17 protein-coding genes are annotated in these 23070 nt (G+C 73.8%); 11 read left to right on the forward strand and 6 right to left on the reverse strand.

Annotated elements, in window-relative coordinates; all coding sequences use genetic code 11:
- Window positions 1-27: 27 nt before the first annotated feature.
- Complete coding sequence (locus tag V2S66_RS04785) at window positions 28-363, reverse strand: MmcQ/YjbR family DNA-binding protein (protein ID WP_330793151.1); 336 nt, start codon at window positions 361-363, stop codon at window positions 28-30.
- Window positions 364-533: 170 nt separating this feature from the next.
- Window positions 534-2759 carry a catalase/peroxidase HPI gene (gene katG / locus V2S66_RS04790; protein ID WP_330793152.1) on the reverse strand — a complete coding sequence of 742 codons (2226 nt, stop codon included), beginning with the start codon at window positions 2757-2759 and terminating at the stop codon, window positions 534-536.
- Between the two features lie 253 nt (window positions 2760-3012).
- Between katG and V2S66_RS04795 the strand changes: the two genes are divergently transcribed.
- The gene (locus tag V2S66_RS04795) at window positions 3013-3423 is read left to right on the forward strand and encodes a Fur family transcriptional regulator (protein ID WP_330793153.1); all 411 of its coding nucleotides are present in this window, start codon (window positions 3013-3015) and stop codon (window positions 3421-3423) included.
- A gap of 87 nt (window positions 3424-3510) precedes the next feature.
- Here V2S66_RS04795 and V2S66_RS04800 read toward each other — a convergent pair whose 3' ends face one another.
- Window positions 3511-3993 (reverse strand): carboxymuconolactone decarboxylase family protein, encoded by a 483-nt coding sequence (locus V2S66_RS04800; protein ID WP_330793154.1) that lies wholly within the window; start codon window positions 3991-3993, stop codon window positions 3511-3513.
- A 191-nt stretch (window positions 3994-4184) separates the two neighbouring features.
- Between V2S66_RS04800 and V2S66_RS04805 the strand changes: the two genes are divergently transcribed.
- On the forward strand, window positions 4185-5120 hold the full coding sequence (locus tag V2S66_RS04805; RefSeq protein WP_330793155.1) for an RNA polymerase sigma-70 factor: 936 nt from the start codon (window positions 4185-4187) through the stop codon (window positions 5118-5120).
- A 511-nt stretch (window positions 5121-5631) separates the two neighbouring features.
- On the opposite strand, the gene V2S66_RS04810 is transcribed toward V2S66_RS04805, so the two are convergent.
- Window positions 5632-6573: an aldo/keto reductase gene (locus V2S66_RS04810; protein WP_330793156.1), complete on the reverse strand. Its 942-nt coding sequence runs from the start codon at window positions 6571-6573 to the stop codon at window positions 5632-5634.
- Between the two features lie 46 nt (window positions 6574-6619).
- On the opposite strand from V2S66_RS04810, the gene pdxR reads away from it, so the two are divergent.
- Window positions 6620-8116: a MocR-like pyridoxine biosynthesis transcription factor PdxR gene (pdxR, locus tag V2S66_RS04815; RefSeq protein WP_330793157.1), complete on the forward strand. Its 1497-nt coding sequence runs from the start codon at window positions 6620-6622 to the stop codon at window positions 8114-8116.
- A gap of 110 nt (window positions 8117-8226) precedes the next feature.
- Window positions 8227-9699, forward strand: coding sequence for an MFS transporter (locus V2S66_RS04820; RefSeq protein ID WP_330793158.1), 1473 nt, complete (start codon window positions 8227-8229; stop codon window positions 9697-9699).
- On the opposite strand, the gene V2S66_RS04825 is transcribed toward V2S66_RS04820, so the two are convergent.
- Window positions 9662-10648: a helix-turn-helix transcriptional regulator gene (locus V2S66_RS04825; protein WP_330793159.1), complete on the reverse strand. Its 987-nt coding sequence runs from the start codon at window positions 10646-10648 to the stop codon at window positions 9662-9664. The genes V2S66_RS04820 and V2S66_RS04825 overlap by 38 nt on opposite strands.
- Before the next feature lie 96 nt (window positions 10649-10744).
- Here V2S66_RS04825 and V2S66_RS04830 point away from each other — a divergent pair, with 96 nt between their 5' ends.
- The 3 genes from V2S66_RS04830 (at window position 10745) to V2S66_RS04840 (ending at window position 15902) form a co-directional block, all read left to right on the forward strand.
- Window positions 10745-11323: a DinB family protein gene (locus tag V2S66_RS04830; RefSeq protein WP_413966287.1), complete on the forward strand. Its 579-nt coding sequence runs from the start codon at window positions 10745-10747 to the stop codon at window positions 11321-11323.
- A 178-nt stretch (window positions 11324-11501) separates the two neighbouring features.
- On the forward strand, window positions 11502-15164 hold the full coding sequence (locus V2S66_RS04835) for a hypothetical protein (RefSeq protein ID WP_330793160.1): 3663 nt from the start codon (window positions 11502-11504) through the stop codon (window positions 15162-15164).
- A gap of 144 nt (window positions 15165-15308) precedes the next feature.
- A complete protein-coding gene (locus V2S66_RS04840) occupies window positions 15309-15902 on the forward strand; it encodes a snapalysin family zinc-dependent metalloprotease (RefSeq protein ID WP_330793161.1) in 594 nt (197 codons plus the stop codon).
- A gap of 70 nt (window positions 15903-15972) precedes the next feature.
- Here V2S66_RS04840 and V2S66_RS04845 read toward each other — a convergent pair whose 3' ends face one another.
- The gene (locus tag V2S66_RS04845; RefSeq protein WP_330793162.1) at window positions 15973-16956 is read right to left on the reverse strand and encodes a serine/threonine-protein kinase; all 984 of its coding nucleotides are present in this window, start codon (window positions 16954-16956) and stop codon (window positions 15973-15975) included.
- A 90-nt stretch (window positions 16957-17046) separates the two neighbouring features.
- Between V2S66_RS04845 and V2S66_RS04850 the strand changes: the two genes are divergently transcribed.
- The 4 genes from V2S66_RS04850 to V2S66_RS04865 all read left to right on the forward strand — a co-directional run bounded on the left by V2S66_RS04850 (window position 17047) and on the right by V2S66_RS04865 (window position 23059).
- Complete coding sequence (locus V2S66_RS04850) at window positions 17047-17595, forward strand: RNA polymerase sigma factor (protein WP_330793163.1); 549 nt, start codon at window positions 17047-17049, stop codon at window positions 17593-17595.
- Between the two features lie 83 nt (window positions 17596-17678).
- Window positions 17679-18428 carry a hypothetical protein gene (locus V2S66_RS04855; RefSeq protein WP_330793164.1) on the forward strand — a complete coding sequence of 250 codons (750 nt, stop codon included), beginning with the start codon at window positions 17679-17681 and terminating at the stop codon, window positions 18426-18428.
- Window positions 18429-18560: 132 nt separating this feature from the next.
- Window positions 18561-19289 (forward strand): hypothetical protein, encoded by a 729-nt coding sequence (locus V2S66_RS04860; RefSeq protein ID WP_330793165.1) that lies wholly within the window; start codon window positions 18561-18563, stop codon window positions 19287-19289.
- 317 nt (window positions 19290-19606) lie between these two features.
- A complete protein-coding gene (locus V2S66_RS04865; RefSeq protein ID WP_330793166.1) occupies window positions 19607-23059 on the forward strand; it encodes a glycoside hydrolase family 3 C-terminal domain-containing protein in 3453 nt (1150 codons plus the stop codon).
- Window positions 23060-23070 lie beyond the last annotated feature (11 nt).

Consider the following 23070-nt stretch of genomic DNA (forward strand, 5'->3'; position numbering starts at 1 on the left):
GCGGGCGCTCCCGCGGCGCGCGGCGGCTCAGGGAAAGGAGTCCGCGAGGTCCCGGGGTGCGGCCTGCCGCCAGGAGTCGACGAGGATGTCGTACAGCTCGGCGCGGTCGTCGAGCGCCGCCAGCCGGGCCCGTACCCATGAGGAGTGCGCCTCGTGCGGCGGCACCCAGAACTTCGCCGGCTCCGCCGCGATCAGCTCGGCCCGCTCGTGCCGCGGGCAGCGGACCGCGAACGACGTCCCGTCGCCGGGCACCGTGACGTACATCCGGCCGGCCACGTGGAAGGTGGGATGGTTCCACAGCTCCTTCTCGACCGTCCCCGGCAGGGACAGCGCGATGCGGCGGACCTCCTCGGCGTCGAGCACGGCCCCACGCTATACCGGGCCGCTGACACCGCCGCCGGCTGTCGGCGCCCGGCCGCCGGCCGTCAGTCGTCGGCGGGCGCCGGACGCACGGCGTCCGGGCCGGCCTGGGCAGGCCGGTCCGGACGCCGTGGGTGTGCGGGGTGTGCGGGTGCGCGGCCCCCGCGGGGCGGTCAGACCAGGTCGAACCGGTCCAGCTCCATGACCTTGGTCCACGCGGCGGCGAAGTCCTTCACGAACTTCTCCTTCGCGTCGTCGCTCGCGTAGACCTCCGCGACCGCCCGCAGTTCGGAGTTGGAGCCGAAGACCAGGTCGGCGCGGGTGCCGGTCCAGGTGACCGCGCCGGCCGCGTCGCGCGCCTCGAAGGTGCTCTGGTCCTCGGAGGTCGACGTCCACGTCGTGCCCAGGTCGAGCAGGTTGACGAAGAAGTCGTTGGTCAGGACGCCCGGGGTCGCGGTCAGCACGCCGGCCTTGGAGCCGTCGTGGTTGGCGCCCAGCACGCGCAGCCCGCCCACCAGGACGGTCAGCTCCGGAGCGCTCAGGCTCAGCAGGTTCGCCCGGTCCAGCAGCAGGTACTCGGCCGGCAGCCGGTTGCCCTTGCCGGTGTAGTTGCGGAAGCCGTCGGCGCTCGGCTCGAGCGCGGCGAACGACTCCGCGTCGGTGTGCTCGTCGGTCGCGTCGACCCGGCCGGCGGTGAACCCGACCTCGACCGCGAACCCGGCGTCGGCGGCGGCCTTCTCCACGGCCGCGGTGCCTCCGAGCACGATCAGGTCGGCGACGGAGACCTTCGCCGCCCCGGAGCCGGCGTTGAACTCCCGCTGGATGCCCTCCAGGGTGCTCAGCACCACGCCCAGCTCGTCCGGCCGGTTGACCTCCCAGCCGCGCTGCGGCTGAAGGCGGATGCGGGCGCCGTTGGCCCCGCCGCGCTTGTCACTGGCCCGGAAGGTCGAGGCGGACGCCCAGGCGGTGGTGACCAGCTGCGAGACGGTCAGGCCCGAGTCGAGCAGCTTCTGCTTCAGCGCGGCGACGTCGTCCGCGCCGATCGACTGGCCCTCGGCCGCCGGCAGCGGGTCCTGCCACAGCAGGGTCTCCTGCGGGACCTCCGGGCCGAGCAGCAGCGACTTGGGGCCCATGTCGCGGTGCGTCAGCTTGTACCAGGCGCGCGCGAAGGCGTCCGCGAACTCCTGCGGGTTCTCGTGGAAGCGGCGGGAGATCTGCTCGTAGACCGGGTCGACGCGCAGCGCGAGGTCGGTGGTGAGCATCGACGGGGCGATCCGCTTCGAGGCGTCGTGCGCGTCGGGGACGGTGCCCTCGCCCGCGCCGTCCTTCGGCTTCCACTGGTGGGCGCCGGCCGGGCTCTTGGTCAGCTCCCACTCGTAGCCGAAGAGGTTGTCGAAGAAGCCGTTGCTCCACCGGGTGGGCGTGGTGGTCCAGGTCACCTCCAGACCGGAGGTGATGGCGTCGGCGCCCTTGCCGGTGCCGTGGGTGCTCTTCCAGCCGAGGCCCTGGGCCTCCATCGGGGCGGCCTCGGTGTCGTCGCCGACGCTCTCGGCCGGTCCGGCGCCGTGGGTCTTGCCGAAGGTGTGGCCGCCGGCGATCAGCGCGACGGTCTCCTCGTCGTTCATCGCCATCCGGCGGAAGGTCTCACGGATGTCGCGGGCGGAGGCCAGCGGGTCCGGGTTGCCGTTGGGGCCCTCGGGGTTGACGTAGATCAGGCCCATCTGGACCGCGCCGAGCGGGGTCTCCAGCTCGCGGTCGCCGGTGTAGCGCTTGTCGTCGAGCCAGGTGGTCTCGGGGCCCCAGTAGACGTCCTCCTCGGGCTCCCACACGTCGACGCGGCCGCCGGCGAAGCCGAAGGTCTCGAAGCCCATCGACTCCAGCGCGACGTTGCCCGCCAGGATCAGCAGGTCGGCCCAGGACAGGCTCTGGCCGTACTTCTTCTTCACCGGCCACAGCAGCCGGCGGGCCTTGTCCAGGTTGACGTTGTCGGGCCAGCTGTTGAGCGGCGCGAAGCGCTGCTGGCCGGCGCCGGCGCCGCCGCGGCCGTCGCTGATCCGGTAGGTGCCGGCGCTGTGCCAGGCCATCCGGATCATCAGCGGGCCGTAGTGGCCGAAGTCGGCCGGCCACCAGTCCTGCGAGGTGGTGAGCACCTCGGTGATGTCCTGCTTGACGGCCGGCAGGTCGAGGCTCTGGAACGCCGCAGCGTAGTCGAACTCCTCGCCCAGCGGGTTGGACACCGCCGGGTTCTTGGCGAGGATCTTGACGTTCAGCCGCTCCGGCCACCAGGCGCGGTTCCCGCCGCCCTGCGTGGGGTGGGGTGCGCGATCGTGCGCGACCGGGCAGCCGCCCTCGCCCTCCGACTTCGCGTCTACGACGATTGCATCATGGTTCTCAGACATGGGAATCCTTCCGGACCGGGCGGACCACGGGGCTCGGGCACTGCGGGGTGACTCGGGGACTGCCGCAGTCCCACGGAGGGGGCCACGTCTCCGCTCCTGCCGTACTGGAGTCTTCCTGTCCCTTGGCTATCACCGGAACCGATCCTACGATGGACTCAGTCCAAGTCAAGAAGGACGCCAATTGCGTATCCGATCGGATTCCGGACACCACTGGTAGCCTCGGGCATCCGCGGACCTGAAAAGGTGAACCGACATGAGTGACCTGTTGCACAGACTGCGGGGGCGCGGCTGGCGGATGACCTCCCAGCGGCGCGTCGTGGCCGAGGTCCTCGACGGCGACCACGTGCACCTGACCGCAGACGAGGTGCACGCCCGGGCGGCGGACCGGCTGCCCGAGATCTCCCGGGCCACCGTCTACAACACCCTGGGCGAGCTGGTCTCCCTCGGCGAGGTCATCGAGGTCGCCACCGACGGCCGCGCCAAGCGGTACGACCCCAACGCCCACCGCCCGCACCAGCACCTGGTCTGCTCCGGCTGCGGCACCATCCGCGACGTCCACCCCACCGGCGACCCCCTCGCCGACCTGCCCCCCGACCAGCGGTTCGGCTTCACGGTCGCCCAGGTCGAGGTCACCTACCGGGGGCTGTGCGCGTCCTGCGGCTGACCGCGGACCGCTGACCCCTGACCGCGGACCGCCCGGTCCTGCCGGCCGGTCCGCCCCCGCCGGGTGCCCGGCGGGGGCGGACCGGCGTCAGGCGAGCGCGGCGAACGCGCCCGGCTCGTAGGAGCCGCCCTGGCTGTGCACGATCACCCCCATCCGGGTGGCCGCGTTGATCAGCGCGACCAGGCAGACCAGGGCGCCGACCTGGTCGTCGTCGTAGTGCTCGCGCACCGCGGCCCAGGTCGCGTCGGACACGCCCTCGTCGGCGTCGGCGACCCGGGTGCCCTCCTCGGCGAACGCCAGCGCGGCCCGCTCGGCCGCGGTGAACACGGTGGTGTGCCGCCAGGCGGCGACCAGGCCGACCCGCAGCGGTGTCTCGCCGGCCGCCGCGGCCTCCTTGATGTGGGCGTCGGCGCAGAAGCCGCAGCCGTTGATCTGGCTGACGCGCAACTGCAGCAGCTCCTGAAGGGTCCTGGGCAGCGCCGACTGCTGGAGGGCCAGGGAGGTGGTGTAGAAGCGCTTGGCGACCTTCGCGGCGGTCGGGCTGTCGAGCAGGTCGAATCGGGGTTCCATAGGTGCGGGTCCTCACGGGTGACGATGGGTCCGCTGTCGCGGACACCGGGACGAACACGAGATGGCGGCGCCCCCGCGTCCGTGACAGCGCCGCGATGTGACGTGCGCCACCGCACACGGGTGTCACGCGGCGGCGGGGACCGGCGTCCCATGGGTGGCGCATCCGCGAGGCGAAGGGCGAGGAACCGGCGATGGACGAGCGAACGACGTACCCGGCCGGACCGCTCGACCCCGGCGGCCGCCCCGAACGCGACCGCGCCACCGAGGCGTTCGTCGCCCACCGCAGCCTGCTGTTCACCGTCGCCTACGAGATGCTCGGGTCCGCCGCCGACGCGGAGGACGCCGTGCAGGAGACCTGGCTGCGGTGGGCGGGCGTCGACCTCGGCGCGGTGCGCGACCCGCGCGCCTACCTGGTCAGGATCGCCACCCGCCAGGCGCTCGACCGGCTGCGCACCCTGGCCCGCCGCAAGGAGACGTACGTCGGCCCCTGGCTGCCCGAACCGCTGCTGACGGCGCCCGACGTGGCCGAGGACGTCGAGCTGGCCGACAGCGTCTCGACGGCGATGCTGCTCGTACTGGAGACGCTCCGGCCCACCGAGCGGGCCGTGTTCGTGCTGCGCGAGGTGTTCGGCGCGGAGTACGAGGAGATCGCCGAGGCCGTCGACAAGAGCCCGGCGACGGTCCGCCAGATCGCCCACCGGGCACGCGCGCACGTCGCCGCCCGCCGGCCGCACGGCACGGTCTCCGCGGCCGAGGCGGGACGCGCGCTCAGGGCGTTCCAGCAGGCGGTCGAGACCGGGGACCTGCGCGACCTGCTCGACCTGCTCGCCCCCGACGTCGTCCTCATCGGCGACGGCGGCGGCATCAGGCCCGCCGCCACCCAGCCGCTCGTCGGCGCCGACAGCGTGGCCGGCACCCTCTCCCAGGGCCTCCCCCTGCTCGTCGGCACCGCCGCGGTCGAACCGGCCCAGATCAACGGCTGCCCCGCACTGATCATCCGGATCGGCCCCGAGATCGAGGCCGTCGTCACGCTCCGCATCGACGACGGCCTCATCGGCGCGCTCTACGTGGTGCGCAACCCCCAAAAGCTCTCGCGCGTGACCCGCGAAACCGCGGTGACCCGCTGACCTCCCACCCGCACCGCCCCGCCCTTCCGGGCGTCACCCCGACCGGCCGACCCCCTGCGGGCGCGCGCCCGGCCCGGTGCGGTCCGGTGCGGTCCGGTGCGGTCCGGTGCGGTCCGGCGGCGGCCACCCCGGGTCGGCCCCTGCCGGCCGACCCCCGTGGGTCGCGCCCGGCCCGGTGCGGGCTCGGCCAGCCGACGGCTGACGTCGGTCGACCGTCCCCGGCCGGGGGGCGGGGGCCCGGCGTCCCGCCGCCGACCGATCAGACCGCTCAGGCCGTCCACCGGCCTTCGGCCAACGGCCCCTCGCGGGACGCGCCCGGTCCGGTTCGGGCGGCGGCCGGTCGGCCGGCCCCGGCCGGGCGCCAGCCGACGCCGACCGCCCGGGTCGGCCACCCGGCCTCCGGCCGGACCCCATCGGCCCCGGCCGGCCGCCCCCCCGGGGCGCGCCCGGTCCGCTCAGCCGGCCGACGCGGCCGACGCGGCCGACGCGGCCGACGCGGCCGGTCGGCCGGTCAGGCGGCGGCGTTCAGACGGGCGCGTTGGGGGGCGGTGAGGGGGAGGGCGGTTGCGGCGATCGCCTCGTCGAGTTGGGCGACCGTGCTGACGCCGACGATCGGGGTGGCGGCCGGCCGGCCGCCGGTCAGCCAGGCCAGGACGACGCGGTTGCGGTTCGTGCCGGTCTCGGCGGCGATCTCGTCGAGCACCGCGAGGCGGCGCGCCGTGCCGGGGTGGTCGTACTCCGCGGGCAGCGGCTTGTCCTCGCGGGTGTAGCCGCCGCTCAAGAGCGGCGTGTACGCCCACAGCTCCATCTCCCGGTGGTGCTCCAGGTAGTGCAGCACCTCGTCGGTGACCGCGCCGAAGCGGTGCGACACGGTCGGCCGGGTGCCGGGGAGCGGCCGCAGGTACGTGTGGTGCTGCTGCACGGCGGTGAAGCCCTCGGCGCCCTGGGCCCGCGCGATCTGCCGGGCGCGCTCGATCTGCCAGACCGGGTAGTTGGAGCAGCCGAGCCGGCCGACCGTCCCCGCGGACACCAGCTCGCCGAAGGCCGCGACGGTCTCCTCCAGCGGCGTGACCGGGTCGGGCATGTGCGCCCAGTACATCTCGACGTGGTCGGTGCCGAGGCGGCGCAGGCTGCCCTCGACGGCGTTCTTGACCGCGCGGGCCGAGAGGCCCTCCGCGGTCTCCGGGAAGCGCCCGGCCTCGGTCGGCTCGCAGCCGACCTTGGTGCTGATCCGCACCCGGTCGCGGACGCCGGGCCGGGCGGCGAGCCAGCGTCCGAGCAGCTCCTCGCTGCGGCCGCCGAAGCCGGTGGGGTCGGCCCAGAACGCGTAGCAGTCGGCCGTGTCGATCCAGACGCCGCCCGCGGCCACGAAGTGGTCGAGGATCTCGAACGAGCTGCGCTCGTCCTGAACCGTGCCGAAGAGCATCGCGCCGAGAACCAGGTTGTCATCCATGTCCACCACGCTAGGCCGATTCGGATCGGTACTACGCTCCAATCCCATGGCCTTTTCACAGACCAATTTCGCCTGGGCGACCCTGCTGGACGTCCCCCCGGCGGCCGGCGCCGGCGCCGGGCGCGGCCCGCGGGGCCCGCGGGCCCTGCACGACCGGCTCGCGCAGGCGCTGCGCACGGCGATCCGCGAGGGCCGGCTGGCGGAGGGCGCCGCCGTCCCGCCGAGCCGGGCGCTCGCCGAGGAACTCGGCTGCTCCCGCTGGGTGGTGACGCAGGCGTACGGGCAACTCGGCGCGGAGGGCTACCTCGCCGCCCGGGTGGGCTCCGCCACCCGCGTCTCCTGGTCGCCGCAGAGCGCACCGGCACCCCCGGACGCCCGCCGCGCGCCCGCGCCGCCGCCGGTCCGCTACGACCTCGCGCCGGGGCTGCCCGACCTGCGGGCGTTCCCGCGCCGCCGCTGGGCGGACGCCGTCCGCGCGGTCACCGGCTCCGCCGTCCACTACGACCTCGGCCTGCCCGACCCCGCCGGGCACCCGCAACTGCGCGGCACCCTCGCCCAGTACCTGCGGCGCTCGCGCGCCGCGGACGCCGACGCGTCCTGCGTCACGGTCTGCGCCGGCGTCACCGACGGCCTGGTCCGCACCTGCCGGGCGCTGTCCGCCCGGGGCATCACCGACGTGGCCGTGGAGGACCCCGGCTGGGGCCGGCTGCGGGTCGCCGCGGCCAGCGCCGGACTGCGCGTCCACCCGGTGCCCGTGGACCGCGACGGCCTGCGCACCGACGACCTCGCGCGTACCCCGGCCAGGGCGGTCGTGGTCGGCGCGGCGCACCAGTTCCCCACCGGCGCGTCGCTGTCCCCGGCCCGCCGGGCGGGCCTGGTGCGCTGGGCCCGCGAGGTGGACGGGTTCATCGTCGAGGACGACTACGACGCGGAGTTCCGCTACGACCACCGGCCGGTCGCGGTCATGCAGGGGATGGACCCGAGCCGGGTCTTCCTGCTCGGCTCGGTCAGCAAGACGCTCTCGCCGGCCCTCGGCCTCGGCTGGCTGCTCGCGCCCGCCGCGACGGGCCGGGCGCTGCGCGCGGCGAACCCGGTGGCCGCCGCGCCCCCGGTGCTCGACCAGCTCGCGCTCGCCACCTTCATCGACCGCGGCTGGTACGACGCCCACCTGCGCCTGGCGCGGCGGCGCTTCCGGGCCCGCCGCGACCTGCTGCTGCGCACCCTCGGCGGTCTGCTGCCGCAGGGCCGGGTGGAGGGCGCGGCGGCCGGGCTGCACATCCTGCTGCACCTGCCGGAGACCACCGATACCCGCCGTACGGTGCTGGCCGCGGCGGCCGCCGGGCTGTGCCTGGTCGACCTCGACACCTACCGGGCGGCGCCCTCCGCCGGGCGCGCGCTCGTCCTCGGCTACGGCAACATCGGCGACACCGAGATCCCCGCCGCGATCGGCGTCCTGCGCGACGCCCTGCGGGACGCCCCGCCCGCGGACCGGCGGGTTCACCCGCCCGAGCGTCGATCGGGTGACTTCGGCGGCTGCGCTTGACGTGAGCGGGGGGGGGCGGCGGTCCACCATGGTGACTGCGCGCCCTTTTCCGCCCGAATGCCGCCGATACGTCCCGTACCGACGATCACCGAACGAGGAGCAGTCGAGTGATGCGACAGGGTCCCCTGGCCGGCCGGTACCCCGCGGTGGCGGCCATGGTCGTCTTCGCTCTCGTGCCCTACCTGGCCCTCTCGGCGGCCCTCGGACCCATCACGCCGCTCATCGCCCGGGAACTGGGCATGAGCCCGCAGGCGATGAGCATCACGCTGGGCATGGCCAACGCCGGCTACGCGGTGGGCACGGTCCTGGCCGTGCAGTTCGCCCAACTGCTGCCGCAGCGGCGGATGCTGCTCGTCTACGGGGTCCTGCTGCTGATCGGTTCGGTGCTCACCGCGGCGGCGGTCGACCCGGCGATGTTCATCGTCGGGCACATCCTCCAGGGCCTGTGCACCAGCCTGCTGCTGATCGCGGCCGTGCCGCCGCTGATCATCGGATATCCGGCGAGCAGGCTCCGCACCACGGCGATGGTCATGAACGTGTGCATCTTCGGCGCGGTCGCGCTCGGCCCGGTGGTCGGCGGCGTGCAGGCCTCCTCGCACGGCTGGCGGCCGCTGTTCTGGATCATCGCCGGCATCGCGGCCGCGGCGCTCGTGCTGTCGCTGCTGACCTTCCAGGAGACCCCGCCGGCCAACCCGGGCGCGCGCATCGACTACGCGGCGCTGGTGCTGGCCACCGTCGGGTGCGTGGCGGCGTTCTTCGGCGCCTCCGAGCTGCTCTCCCACGACTTCGTCGACCCCACCACGATCGCACCGCTCCTCGGCGGCCTGCTGCTGATCGTGATCCTCTTCGTCCACGAATACCGCACCGAGCGGCCGCTGCTGTGCGTGGGGAGCCTGCTCAGCACCCTCCCGGTCGCCGGCATCGTCGCCGCCATCTGCGCGGCGGCCGCGTCGGTGTCGGCGATCACGCTGACCCTGACCTCGCTCGCCCGGCACGAGACGCCCATGCGGCTGGGGCTGCTCTACCTCCCCGAGTTCGGCGGCGCGGTCATCGCCGCGGTCGTCTTCGGCAGCGCCTTCCGCACCCGCTGGCTGCACTACTTCGTGCTCGCCGGGATGGGCTTCCTGACGGCGGGCATCCTGGTCATGAACGGCTCGGCCCCGCCCACGTCCACGCTCACCGCGACGGGCTCGGGCCTGGTGGGCATCGGCGTCGGCGCGTCCGTGGTGCCGGCGCTGTTCATCGCCGGCTTCTCGCTCCAGTCCACCAACGTGCAGCGCGTCTTCGCGATCATCGAACTGCTCAGGGCGGTCGCGGCGTTCATGATCGCCCCGGTGCTGCTGTACGCGGCCACCACCTTCAGCGGCGGCCTCGACTCGGGCACCAGGATGGCGCTGTGGATCTGCTTCGCGCTCGCCGTCGCGGGCGCGGTGGCCGCCGTCGCCCTGTACTGGCTCGGCCGGGTGCGCCCGCCGGCGCCGTCGGTGGAGGCATGGCTGAGCGGCGAGCGGCCCGGATGGGACTCGCCGCCGCTCTTCGCCCGGTTCAGGACGGGCGGGGACCCGCGGGACGCGTGCCCGTAGCCCGGCCGAACCTGTCCCCCCAGTCCTGGAGCCGGTCGAGCAGCTCGGGCGGCCCGACGACCCGGAAGTCGACGCCGAGCACGCCCAGCGCCAGGATCGGCCAGTCCAGGGAGTCGGAGGTCATCAGCAGCCGGCAGTGCTCCGCGTCGACCTCCTCGACCGTGCACCACCGGCCGATCCGCTCGCGTGCCGCCGCGGCCGGGGCGTCCGCCACGACCTCGACCCGGTGCGGGTGCCGCCGGTGCTGCAGGCCGGCCCTGACGAAGGCGGCGGCGTCGGCGGCGGGCAGCTCCCGGGCGCGGAACCGGGCGCCGGTCCCGCCGGGGTCGGCGAGCCGGTCGACGCGGAAGCTGCGCCAGTCGTGCCTGACGAGGTCGTACGCGACCAGGTACCAGCGCCGGTCCAGGCGTACCAGGCGGTGCGGTTCGACCTGCCGGTCGGAACGGCGGCCGTCCGCCGCGGTGTAGGAGAAGCGCAGCCGCTCGCCGTCCCGGCAGGTCAGCGCGAGGGTGACGAGGACGGCCGGGTCGATGGCGCTGGGCTCAGCGTCGCCCCAGCCGGCCGGCACGGTCATCGCCCGCAGCGCCTCGACCCGCCGCCGCAGCCGGACCGGCATCACCTGCGCCACCTTGGCGAGCACCCGGACGGAGACCTCGGCGATGCCCTCCACCGAGCCCTCGGCCGCGGCCTGCAACCCGACGGCCAGCGCGACCGCCTCCTCGTCGTCGATGACCAGCGGCGGCAGCGCCGCGCCCGCGGCGAGCTGGTAGCCGCCGTCGACGCCGCGCTGCGCCTCGACCGGATAGCCCAGCTCGCGCAGCCGGTCGACGTCCCGGCGCAGGGTGCGGACCGAGACCCCCAGCCGCTCCGCCAGCTCGGCGCCCGGCCAGTACCGGTGGGTCTGGAGCAGGGACAGCAGTCGCAGCGTCCGGGAGCTGGTGTTCGCCATGGGGTCCAGTCTCCCGCCATTCAGGACGGGAAATGACCGCAATGGTCCCTACCGTGGTGGTGGAACGAGGGAACGCGACGACGGAAGGCGCTGACGATGAGCACCAGCACGACGGTCCGTGACGAGACCGCCAAGACGGCCGAGGCGACAGAGGCGACGCGGGACGTGACCGGCGAACGGGCCGACCTGCTGGCGATGCTGGCCAAGCACCGGCACTTCCTCCGCTTCACCACCCGCGGCCTCACCGACGAGCAGACCGGGCGGCGGACCACCGCGAGCGAGCTGTGCCTGGGCGGACTGATCAAGCACGTCACGTCGGTCGAGCGGGGCTGGGCGCGGTTCGTCGTGGAGGGCCCCTCGGCGATGGGCGACGCGAGCGCCATGACCGAGGCCGACTGGGCGCGGCGGGCCGACGAGTTCCGGCTGCTGCCCGGCGAGACGCTGGCCGGCGTGCTGGACGCGTACGCGGAACAGGCCCGCAGGACCGACGAGTTGGTCGCCACGCTGCCCGACCTGGACGCCACCCAGCCGCTGCCGAAGGCCCCGTGGTTCGAGGAGGGCAGCCGCTGGTCGGCGCGCCGGGTGATGATGCACGTCATCGCCGAGACCGCCCAGCACGCCGGCCACGCCGACATCATCCGCGAGTCCCTGGACGGCGCGAAGAGCATGGGGTGACCCGGGCGGCGGCGGGCCGGGCCGGGGGCGCGGGTGCCCTGGAGGTGGCGGACGGATGAACGCCAGGGGTGCGGCGCTTACGCGGTGGTGACCCGTCATACGTGGTCGTTACACTTCCCTGGCCCTATGACCCCGGTGGTCGTCACCGGGGCGGGGCGGTTTCCAGGGGGGGGACCGTATGTCTCAGTTGCCCGGCACCGGGCGACGCCGTGGGCGTCGCCGAGGGAGAACGAGCGCCGTCGCGCTCACCGCACTGGTCACCGGCGCCGCGGTGGCGCTGCTCGGCTGGGTGGGGCCCAGCTACGCCACCACCGGGCCGGCGGCCGTGAAGCCCGCAGCCGTCAAGCCCGCAGCCGTCAAGCCCGCGACCGCGAAGCAGGCGGCCGTGAAGCCGGCGGCCGCGACCGGTCCCGCCGCGCCGCGCGCCACCGCGCACACCCCGGCCGCCCAGAAGCCGGCCGGGGTGAAGGCCAGCGCCCAGAAGCCGGTCGCGAAGCCCGCCGCGCCCTCGGCCGCCGAGGTCAAGGCCCTGCGGGCGAAGGCCGCGGCCCGCGCCTCCTCCTCGGCCGGCGCGAAGGACACCCAGGGCGCGACCTGCGGCGGCACGCTCCCGCTGGACACCGTGCACGCCTGCGCGTCGATCCCGGACGGCGGCAGCGACACGTACACCGTCACCACCTCCGCCGCCGACGACGTCCTGACGATCCAGCTCACCGCGACCGGCGGGGGCAACCTCGGCGGCACGGTCAACGGCCCGGACGGCGCCGGTTACCTCTGCTCCCTGTCGCCGTACGGCCCGACGAGCTGCGCGACCGGCGAGGCCGGCACCTACACGCTGGTGGTGGCCGAGGAGTACGGCACCGCCGCCTACTCCCTCGCGGTGTCCTCGCTGCGCTCCTCGCCGTGCCCCGAACTCCCGTCGACCGGACTGGACTTCGGTAGCGCGCCGGTGACCGGCTCGCTCGACGCGGGGGCCGCCGCGTCCTGCCACGCGCTCGGCAGCGGGGCCGCGAGCGGCGACGTGCTGCGGCTGGGCGGCGTGTCGTACGAGGTGCCCGCCACGGTCTACGACGCGAGCGGCACCGCGGTGTGCTCCGCCTCCGACTCCCGTGCGGCCTGCACCCTTTCGGGCACGGCCCCCTACCGGATGCTGCTGGTGGACTCCTACGCGCAGGCGGCGTCGTACGGCGTGGCGGTGAACCGGCTGTCCCACCCCGGCGGTTGTGCGGCGCTCCCCGCGGCGCACTTCGGCGACCCGGGCCCGGCGGCCGCGTCCGGCACGCTGGCGGTCGACGAGGCGCAGTGCCGTACCGTGACGCTGCCCGAGGGCCGGGTGATGGTCTCCGTCCCCGGCAACGGATCGAACGCGACCTGGCAACTGCTCACCCCGCAGGCCGATGTGGCGTGCAGCGGCATCGACGGGACGACGTGCGCCGACCTGCCCGGCGCGGGCACGTACACCCTGCTGATGGTGGACAACGGCTGGGACCCCGCCGCGTACACGATCGCGCTCGTCCCGCTGGCGGCGGCCGACGGGTGCGCGCCGCCGGTCGGCACGGCGTACGACCTGCCGGTGCTGCACCGGACGTTCGACTCGCCGGTGCAGGTGGACTGCCAGCCGTTCGACGCGACGGCGGGCGACCGCATCGACCTCACCGCGAGCACCGACGCCTACGGCGGCCTCGCCACCTCGATCGTCGACCCGTCGGGCACGCCGAGCTGTTCGACGGACAGCGGCGACGGCGGCAGCCAGGACGGCTGCGTGCTGACCGGCAGCGGACCGTACCGGGTGCTCGGCTACCGGGTGGCCGGCGCGTACAGCCTGCGCATCGCCCGGCTGTCCGACCCGGCGGGCTGCACGCCGCTGGCACCGCAGGCGTACGGCACCGTTCCGGCCGCTTCCACCGACCCGTGCTGGCTGCTCCAGGTGCCCGCGGCCGGCACCTACGACGTCGGCGGGACGCCGGTCTACCAGCTGGACGGCACCCGGTTCTGCCGGCAGGGCGAGGACACCTGCACCTTCCCGGCGGCCGGCACGTACGCCATGGTGTTCCGGCCGGATCACGTCGACGGCACCGCGTTCTCGCCGGTCTTCATCTCGCCGACGCAGACCGCGGGGTGCGTGGCCGGGGCCGGCACGGGTTTCAGCGGCGGCCCGGTGCGCCACGACCTGACCGCCGCCGGCGCCCGCGACTGCGTGACGCTGCCCACCGCCTCGGGCAACGGCCTCTACCTGGTGGGGAGTCCCACCGAGGACGGGCCGGAGCCGATCGAGACGGTGTACGACACCAAGGGCAGCCCGCAGTGCGAGAACGAGTACTCCTTCGCCGTCTGCAAGCTGACCGGCACCGCCCCCTTCCACCTCGTGCTGACCGCCCCGGTCCCCGGGGTGTACGGGCTGACCGTCCAGCGCACCGGTGACGCCACCGGCTGCGCCGCGTGGCCGCGGACGCCGTTCGGCGGCTCCACAGGGACGCCGGTCCAGCTGACCGCGGCGCGGCAGACCGCCTGCCTGGCGCTGCCCGCGAGCTCCCACACCACGGCGGAGATGTTCGACTACACCAACAGCACCAACCAGGCCAACGCCTCCGTGCAGGTGTTCGACGCCGCGGGCGACCAGTTGTGCAGCAACGGCGGCAGCTCGGCGACGACCTGCCGCTACACCGCCGGCGTCGACTACACCGCCGTCCTGGTGGGCACCGGCCACGCCGACACCTACCACCTGGTGCGCCGCGACGTGTCGTCCACGGCGGTGTGCGCCACCCCGGCGTCGCTGACCGTCGGCGGCCCGTCCACCGGCTACAGCTTCACCTCCGCCCTGGACTCCCGCTGCCTGCGCGTCGAGGCCGCCGCCACCGACAAGCTGTGGCTGTCGGTGCGGACCCCGGACGCCGCCCGCAACACCGGCGCGGACCTCCTGGTCGTCGACGCCTCCGGCACGATCGTGTGCTGGCAGCACGGCGCCGCCTGCCGGGTGAGCGGCTCGACGTCCTACGTGGCCATCGTGCTCGCCTCCGGCTACGCCGGCACGCCGATCGCCGCGCGTGTGGACACCTGGCGGGTGGGCACCGCGTCCGGCTGGGTGCCGCAGTGCACCGCGAACTCCCTCTCCCCTGACGGGTTCGGGCCGCGCGGCGGCTCGCTCACCGAGTCCGCCACCGCCTTCTGCGGTGTGATGCAGGTCAAGCCGCGGCTGACCTTCGACGTGTACGGGACGACCGACAGCCCCGGCGCCGCACCCGCGCTCGGCATGTACAGCAGCGCGAACTGGAACGGCACCAGCTTCGACTACGCGTACCAGTGCGGCGGATACCGTCCCGGGTTCCACTACTACTGCCTCGTGGAGGACGACGCCGCCGCCACCCAGGTGCTGTTCGTCGTCAGCCCCGGCAGCACGCCGACGCCGCTGGCGTACACGATGCAGGGCGTGTGCAGCTTCCAGTGCTCGACCCAGCCCAAGCCCGCGGACGTCACCTCGGTGTCACCCGCCTCCGGTCCGGCCGGCACGGACGACCGCCTGGTCGTCCACGGCGCCAACCTGAACCTCGGCACCGAGGTCGACCTGGCGCACGACGGCCTGAAGGCGACCGACTACTCGATGTCGACCCCGGTGTCGGTGAGCGCCGACGGCACCGCCCTGACGATCCTCCTCAACACCCGGGGCGTCACGCCGGGCCGCTACGACGTCGTGCTCGACAGCAACGGCTACACCCCCGGCACCCGTTCGACCGGCTACCTGCCGGACGCCTTCACCGTGACCGCGTCCACCGGCCTGTTCAAGCACGCCGCACCGGTCCACCTCACCCACCCGCCGTCCGTTCCGGTCCGGCTGCCGCACTGACGGCCCCGACCCCGCTGGAGGACGCGCCGCCCGGACACCGTCCGGGCGGCGCGTCCACGTGTGCGCGTACTTGTGGAACTCCGCGCCGCCGTGGTGCTCTTGTGGCCCATCGGTCAGTTGGTGCAGAGGAGGCGCACGAGTCTCATGATCAAGCGAATAGCCGCAGTGGCGGCGCTGATCCCGGCAGTGCTGGGCGCTACATCCGGTCTCGCTACGGCACAGCCCGCGCCGAAGGCGAGCGCGGCGGTGGTCACCTTGACCTACGACGCCAGCCGCGCGGGGACCTGGGCGAGCGCGATCACGCTCGGGGTGCAGAACTGGAACAACGCCGTGCACAACGTGCACCTGCAGCCGGCGACTTCGTCGGCGACGGCCAACTTCGTCTACCAGGCGACCTCCGGCTGGCCGCAGACCACGCTGGGGCCGATCGTCCCGGGCGGCAGGAAGGGGCAGGTGCAGCTCGGCCAGGAAGCGGTCGACGAGGGCTACGACGTGACCCGCATCGCGGCCCACGAGACCGGCCACATCCTCGGGCTGCCCGACCACTACACCGGACCGTGCTCGGAGTTGATGTCCGGCCACGGACCCGGCACCTCGTGCACCAACGCCAAGCCGAGCGCGGCCGAGGCCGCGCAGGTCGACCGCAACTACGCGGGCCGCGCGGCGGCGGCGCAGGCCACGCACTCGCAGATCGTGATCGACATCTGGACCGCCCCGGCCCTCACCGGCTCGTCCTGACCGGACGGTGCTGACCGGACGGTGCTGAGCGGACGGTGCTGAGCGGCTCGTGCTGCGGGGGACGCCGGGCTCAGCGCACCAGCCAGGTCAGCCCCGCCGCCACCAGGAACACGGCGAGCGCCGCGAGCCAGACCGCCACCGGGCGGGCGGGCCGCGACGACCCGGCCGCCGGCCCCTCCGCTGCCGCCGGCTCCACCGTCGCCGCTGTCCTCACCGGCTCCGCCGACTGCACCGTTCCGTCCGCTGCCTCCGCCACCTCCGGTGACAGCAGGGTGTCCGCGAACGCCTGCGCCGACTGCGGGCGGTCGTCGGGGTCGACGGAGAGAGCGGCCCGCAGGAGGCGGTGGAGGGCGTCGGGGAACACCGGGTCCCCGGGGCAGGCCGGCGGCCAGGGCGGCGGCGGCTGGTCCGGCGTGAGGAAGGTGCGTCCCGCGGAACCGAACGGCTTGCGCCCGGTGAGCAGTTCGAACGTCACGACACCGAGGGCGTAGACGTCGGCGCGGCCGTCGAACCCGCCGGTCTGGTACGCCTGTTCCGGCGCCATGTACGCGGGGGTGCCGGTGGTCACGGTCAGCCCCGAGGCGTCGGCGAGCTGCTTGGCGCTGCCGAGGTCCGCCACCAGGACCGCGGCAGGCGTACAGGCGGTGTCGAGCAGCAGGTTCGACGGCTTGATGTCGCGGTGGATGACGCCCGTGCCGTGGAGCACCTCGACGGCACGGGCGGCCTCCGCGGCCAGCTGGATCGCCTCGGCGGGACGGCAGTTCCCGATCCGCTCGGCGAGGGTGCCGCCGCGTACGTAGTCCATGACGAAGTAGGGCCGTTCGTCCTGGACGCCGATGTCGTGGACGCGCACCACCCGCGGGCTGGAGATCCTGCGGAGCAGCCGCGCCTCCGCCAGGAACCGTTCGCGCACGTCGGCGTTGGACGCCCAGTTGTCGGCCAGCACCTTGACCGCGACGTCCGTGTCGAGTTCGGGATCGTATGCTTTCCAGACTGTGGCGAACGAGCCCGCTCCCAGCCTGCCCTCAAGGAGGTAGCGGCCTAGTTTCTGCATATGGCGGCATTCTGCCTGAGCCGGAGGTGCCGGGGAACTCCCGGGCGCCTACCGGGACACGGACAGGACGAGAACGGGGAGACGAGCGCGGTGCACGAAGAGGACGGGCTGGCACGGCTCGTGGCGTCCGCCCAGGCGGGCGACCGCGCGGCGATGGAATGCCTCCTCACCAAGCTGCGGCCTCTCGTCATGCGCCGCTGCTCCCGCTTCCTGCCGCATCACGCCGACGCCGAAGAGGCCGCGCAGGACGCCCTGTTGTCCGTCAGCACCCATCTGCACGAGTACGACGGGCGGGGCGCGTTCCTGGGCTGGGTGACGGTGATCGCCTCGAACGCCGCCCGGTCCACCTACCGTTCGATGCGCCGGCGCGCGGAGGACAGCCACGCGGTCCTCCCCGAGAGCGTCGACGCCCGGACGACGAGCGTCATCGCGGGAACCCGGCTGGACCTGATGGAGGCGCTGGGCGCGCTCGAGCAGCGGCATCCCGCCCTGGTCGAGTCCTTCGTGCTGCGCGATCTCGGCGATCTGACCTACGGCCAGGTCGCGGAGGCCCTCGACGTCCCGCTGGGCACCGTCAAGGACCGCATCCACCAGGCCCGCCGCTTCATGCGCGACCGCCTCGGCGGCGGCGCTCGCTGAGAACGGCGGCTTCCGCGAGAAGCCACCCAACTTTCCACACGCCGCGAGCGTCAGGCAGATCGGGACCGGGAGGTGTTGCCGCTGTGCGGACACGGACGATCGTCTTCCTGATGGCGGCTGCCGTCGGGCTGGGCGTGCTGACCGGCCGCTTCGTGCTGCCCGCCCGCGCCCCTTCCGCCTCCCCTTCCGCCTCGCCTTCTGCCTCCCCCTCCGCCTCGCCTTCTGCCTCCTCCGTCTCCGTCACGGCCTCCACCGGACCGCTGACCGAGCGGAATCTGCTGACGGCGGCCGAGTTCGCGCAGGTCGGGGTCGTCCGGCAGCTCTACGTACGGGACCGCTTCGGGGACGGCAACTACGCCAACTCGGCCTGCGCCGGGGAGAAGACCCTCGGCGAGACGCTCGGCGGGCCCGGTGCGCACTTCCGCGGGTTCCTGACCTCCGAGCGCACCGAGGACAGCGACTCCACACTGGCGGCGAAGGTCGAGGACCAGGTGGCGCGGGAGGTCGCCGCGGAAGCCGAGTCCTCGGCGATGGCGGCGAACTTCGCCGAGCGCCTCCTGCTGGAGGAGGTGCCGTGCCAGGACGAGCCGGCCACCCACTGGGTGTACGGCCCCACGCACACCGTGCGGATCACGGCGGACATCACCGCGAGCTGGATGGGCTCCTACGACGGTGACCTGAACACCACGGGCGCCGCACCCCGCGGCACAGAGCCGTGCGGCGGCATCGCCGTGCTCCGGAACGGCACCCACTACGGCTTCCTGGAGATCGCCTCCTGCCTCGGCACGGCGGCGACGTCACGGATCGTCCGCGATGCCGTGACCCGGCTCTGAGACCTCCGCGTCCGCCCGCGTCGCCCGCTTCCGATCGCCGCGGAATTCCCGTCCAACTTTTCCGCCACCGCCGGCATCTCCCCTGATGTACGACGACGCAAGGCGCGTCGAGACCACACAGGGGGATACGAGATGTCCGACCACCGCACCCGCACCCGCACCCGCACCCGCGTCGCCGCTACGGCGGCCTGCCTCGGCGCGGCCGTGCTCACCGTCGCGATCGGCGTGCACCCGGCGAGCGCCGGCGCGGTCGCCGCGCACACCGCCGGTACCGCGCACATCACAGCCGGTGTCGCCCACACCACGGCGGCCGCCGTGCACACCACCGCCACCACCGCCGGGCCCGGCCTCGGCTCCGGCAACCTCGTCCAGAGCGGCGACTTCTACCAGCAGGGCATGACCCCGCTCTCCGCGACGGTGGACCTGACCGGGGACCAGGCCCTGTCGGCGTGCTCCGGGGAGGAGTCGATGCGCACGCTGACGCAGGGGAAGGCCGCCGCGTACGCCGACGTGGCCTGGACCTTCGAGGACCGCGACAGCTATCTGACCGAGTCCGTCGCGGACGCCTCCACCGCCAAGGCGGCTGCCGCGGACGAGAAGCTGCTCAACGCGCTGGTGCGCGACTGCCAGGACGAGGTGGCCGGCCACTGGTACTTCGGCCCGGCGCACGCGGTCTCCTTCCCGTCCGGCACGGCCACCTGGTACACGGCGTTCAGCGGCGACGGCGTGGTCTCCGGCGGCGTCGCGGTGATCCGCGGCGGCCAGCGGTTCGGGATCGTCGAACTCACCGGCCAGCCCGGCGACGACCCCGGCTACGTGAAGGGCATCACCGCTGCCGCCGTCAGCCGGCTGGCCCTCTGATCCACCGGGCAGGACAGCGCCGGCCCCCACCGTCCGCGGTGGGGGCCGGCGTCGTCCCGGCGCCGACCCCGGCCGGGGACACGTCGGTTCACGGCGTGAAAGAAGCCTGTGGGAATGCTTGACGCGAGAGTGGGGGTAGGCGATTCTCAACGACGGAGAGCGCTCTCCGATGCTTGTCGCCGCCGTAGCGGCTGGACGCCCCACACGCCCGAGCCCCGCCCGGACACCCCGCGGTCCGGCGCGGACCCCCGGTGACCCGGCGGACGCGCGACGCAGCGCGCCGCCGTGCGCGGTCGCCAGAAACGGAGCGTACGCCCATGAACGCACCAGCCCGTCCGGAGCGAAGGGCCCGGCCGCCCCGGCGCCGCCTGCCGTTCCGCGCCCGCCTGGCCAGGAGAACGGTGGTCGGCGCCGTCCTCGCGCTGCTGCTGAGCGGCGGCGCCGTCGCCGGGACCCAGCAGGCCGGCGCGGCCGACCAGCCGTGGATGAACACCGCGCAGACCCCGCTGGCCCGCGCCGACGAACTGCTCGCCGCCATGACCCAGACCGAGAAGCTGGCCATGCTGCACGGCGGCCAGGGATGCGGCTACGTCGGCTGCGTCGACGGCAACACCCGGCTGGGCATCCCGCCGCTGCACCTCCAGGACGGGCCGGTCGGCGCCGGGGACGGGTTCAGCGGCGTCACGCAGCTGCCCGCGCCGGTGGCGGGCGCCGCGAGCTGGGACACCGGTCTGATGAACCAGTACGGCCAGGTGCTCGGCTCCGAGCAGTGGGGCAAGGGCACCAACGTGGTGCTGGCCCCGACCATCAACATCGTGCGCGACCCGCGGTGGGGCAGGGCGTTCGAGTCCTTCGGCGAGGACCCCTACCTCGCCGGGCAGATCGGCGCCTCCGACATCCAGGGCATCCAGAGCCAGGGCCCGATGGCGCAGGTGAAGCACTACGCCGTCTACAACCAGGAGACGAACCGCAACAACATCACCGACAACGCCGTCGTCTCCGACCGCACCGAGCGGGAGATCTACCTGCCGGCCTTCGAGACATCGGTCAAGCAGGGCGGCGCCGACTCGGCGATGTGCTCCTACTCGGCCATCAACGGCGCCTTCGCCTGCGAGAACGGCCAGCTCCAGAACACCGTGCTCAAGGGCGACATGGGCTTCACCGGCTTCATCACCTCCGACTGGGGCGCCACCCACTCCACCGTGGCGTCGGCCAACAACGGCCTGGACATGGAGATGCCCGGGAGCGACTACTACGGCACGGCGCTGACCAACGCGGTCAACAGCGGCCAGGTCTCCCAGGCGACCATCGACGACCACGTGCGCCGCATCCTGACCTCGATGTTCAAGGCCGGGCTCTTCGACCACGCGCAGACCGGCACCACCGGATCGGTCGTCACCAGCTCCGCCCACAACGCGACCGCCAAGCAGGTCGCGCAGGAGGGCTCGGTGCTGCTCAAGAACTCCGGTCCGGTGCTGCCGATCGGCTCCGGCACCGGTTCGATCGCGGTGATCGGCGACGACGCCGGCACCGACGCGATGTCGCAGGGCGGTGGCAGCGCCGGCGTCAACGCCCCCTACCTCGTCACGCCGTACCAGGGCATCAAGAGCCGGGCCGGCTCGGGCGTGAACGTCACGTACTCGCAGGGCAGCACCCCGGCCGGCGGCGCGCTGCCGCCGGTGGACAGCGCTTCCCTGACGCCCAGTTCGGGCAGCGGCGCCGGCCTGACCGCGTCGTACTACAACAACACCGGGCTGACCGGGACCCCGGTGCTGACCCGCAACGAGGCGAACGTGGACGACGTGTGGGGCGGCGCCTCGCCGGCCCCCGGCGTCAACGCGACCAACTGGTCGGCCAAGTGGACCGGCACCCTGCACCCGCCGGTCACCGGCAGCTACCAGCTCTCGGCGACCAGCGACGACGGCTCCCGGGTGTTCGTCAACGGCCAGAAGGTCATCGACAACTGGGCCGACCAGGGCAGCACCACCCGTACCGGGACGGTGTCGCTGACCGCGGGCCAGCCGGTGAGCATCGAGGTCGACTACTACAACGCCGGCGGTGCCAGCAACGCCACCCTCGGCTGGAGCATCCCCGGCCAGAACGTGCACGACCAGGCGGTGGCGGCGGCGCGTGCGGCCAACCTGGCTGTCGTCTTCGTGTCGAACTTCGAGTCCGAGGGCGGCGACCTCAGCGGCATCGACCTGTCCGCCGACCAGAACAAGCTGGTGACGGACGTCGCCGCGGCCAACCCCAACACGGTCGTGGTGGTCAACAGCGGCTCCGCGGTGACGATGCCGTGGGTCAACGCCGTCAAGGGCGTCGTCGAGGCGTGGTACCCGGGCCAGGAGGACGGCAACGCGATCGCCTCGCTGCTCTTCGGCGACGTCAACTTCAGCGGCAAGCTGCCGGTGACCTTCCCGACCGCGCTGTCGCAGGGGCCGACCTCCTCCACCGCCCAGTGGCCCGGCCAGAACGGCCAGGTGCAGTACTCCGAGGGCCTCAAGGTCGGCTACCGGTGGTACGACAGCCAGAGCGTCGCGCCGCTGTTCCCGTTCGGGTTCGGCCTGTCGTACACCTCGTTCACGTACGCCAACCTGACCGTCGGCGCCCCGGACGCGGGCGGCAGCGTGGCCGTCGGCTTCGACGTCACCAACAGCGGCTCGCGGGCCGGCGCCGAGGTCCCGCAGGTGTACGTGGGGCAGCCGAGCACCACCGGCGAACCGCCGAAGAACCTGCGCGGGTTCACCCGGGTCACCCTCAACCCCGGCCAGACCCAGCACGTCTCGCTCACCCTGGACGCGCGCAGCTTCCAGTACTGGAACAACGGCTGGACCAACGCCGCCGGCACCAACACCGTCTACGTCGGCTCGTCGTCGCGTGACATCCGGCTCACCGGCAGCACGACGATCGCCGGCGGCGGCGGTGGCGGCGGTGGCGGCACCCAGACGGTGCTGCCGCGCACCGGCTGGACGGTGACCGCGTCGGCGACCGGCGGCGGCGACGTGCCGGCGAACATGCTCGACGGCAACACCGGGACCCGCTGGAGCACCGGCACCCCGATGGCGGCCGGGCAGTCGTTCACCCTCGACATGGGCGCGGCCAGGAGCATCGACCAGCTGGTGATGGACTCGGGCGGCAGCGCGGCGGACTACGCCCGCGGCTACCAGGTGTTCACCTCGACCGACGGCGTGAACTTCGGCAGCGCCGTCGCCACCGGCTCCGGGACGGGCGCGCAGGTCACCGCGGTCTTCCCGGCGACGACCGCGCGCTACGTCAAGGTCGTGCAGACCGGCGCCTCGACCAGCTGGTGGTCGATCGCCGAGCTGAACGCCTACACCGACGGCAGCACGGGAGGCGGCGGAGGAGGAACCGGCGCGGTGCTGCCGCGCACCGGCTGGACGGCGACCGCGTCGGCGACCGGCGGCGGCGACGTGCCGGCCAACATGCTCGACGGCAACACCGGGACCCGCTGGAGCACGGGCGTCCCGATGGCTTCCGGGCAGTCGTTCACGCTCGACCTGGGCGCGGCGCGGACCTTCTCCAAGCTGGTGATGGACTCGGGCGGCAGCGCGGCGGACTACGCCCGCGGCTACCAGGTGTTCACCTCGGCCGACGGCGTGAACTTCGGCAACGCGGTGGCGACCGGATCGGGGACCGGTGCGCAGGTCACCGCGGTCTTCCCGGCGGCGACCGCGCGCTACGTCAAGGTCGTGCAGACCGGCGCCTCGACCAGCTGGTGGTCGATCGTGGAGGCCAACCTCTACAACTGAGCGCGGCACAC

It is taken from the genome of Actinacidiphila polyblastidii, assembly GCF_036353415.1.
Taxonomy (GTDB): domain Bacteria; phylum Actinomycetota; class Actinomycetes; order Streptomycetales; family Streptomycetaceae; genus Actinacidiphila; species Actinacidiphila polyblastidii.

What these genes read in the sequence shown, in the direction of transcription:
- katG (WP_330793152.1), bottom strand. Translation starts at nt 2,759, where the DNA reads ATGTCTGAGAACCATGATGCAATCGTCGTAGACGCGAAGTCGGAGGGC.
- V2S66_RS04840 (WP_330793161.1), top strand. Translation starts at nt 15,309, where the DNA reads ATGATCAAGCGAATAGCCGCAGTGGCGGCGCTGATCCCGGCAGTGCTG.
- V2S66_RS04825 (WP_330793159.1), bottom strand. Translation starts at nt 10,648, where the DNA reads ATGGCGAACACCAGCTCCCGGACGCTGCGACTGCTGTCCCTGCTCCAG.
- V2S66_RS04810 (WP_330793156.1), bottom strand. Translation starts at nt 6,573, where the DNA reads ATGGATGACAACCTGGTTCTCGGCGCGATGCTCTTCGGCACGGTTCAG.
- V2S66_RS04820 (WP_330793158.1), top strand. Translation starts at nt 8,227, where the DNA reads ATGCGACAGGGTCCCCTGGCCGGCCGGTACCCCGCGGTGGCGGCCATG.
- V2S66_RS04835 (WP_330793160.1), top strand. Translation starts at nt 11,502, where the DNA reads ATGTCTCAGTTGCCCGGCACCGGGCGACGCCGTGGGCGTCGCCGAGGG.
- V2S66_RS04860 (WP_330793165.1), top strand. Translation starts at nt 18,561, where the DNA reads ATGTCCGACCACCGCACCCGCACCCGCACCCGCACCCGCGTCGCCGCT.
- V2S66_RS04795 (WP_330793153.1), top strand. Translation starts at nt 3,013, where the DNA reads ATGAGTGACCTGTTGCACAGACTGCGGGGGCGCGGCTGGCGGATGACC.
- V2S66_RS04800 (WP_330793154.1), bottom strand. Translation starts at nt 3,993, where the DNA reads ATGGAACCCCGATTCGACCTGCTCGACAGCCCGACCGCCGCGAAGGTC.
- V2S66_RS04830 (WP_413966287.1), top strand. Translation starts at nt 10,745, where the DNA reads ATGAGCACCAGCACGACGGTCCGTGACGAGACCGCCAAGACGGCCGAG.
- V2S66_RS04805 (WP_330793155.1), top strand. Translation starts at nt 4,185, where the DNA reads ATGGACGAGCGAACGACGTACCCGGCCGGACCGCTCGACCCCGGCGGC.
- pdxR (WP_330793157.1), top strand. Translation starts at nt 6,620, where the DNA reads ATGGCCTTTTCACAGACCAATTTCGCCTGGGCGACCCTGCTGGACGTC.
- V2S66_RS04845 (WP_330793162.1), bottom strand. Translation starts at nt 16,956, where the DNA reads ATGCAGAAACTAGGCCGCTACCTCCTTGAGGGCAGGCTGGGAGCGGGC.
- V2S66_RS04865 (WP_330793166.1), top strand. Translation starts at nt 19,607, where the DNA reads ATGAACGCACCAGCCCGTCCGGAGCGAAGGGCCCGGCCGCCCCGGCGC.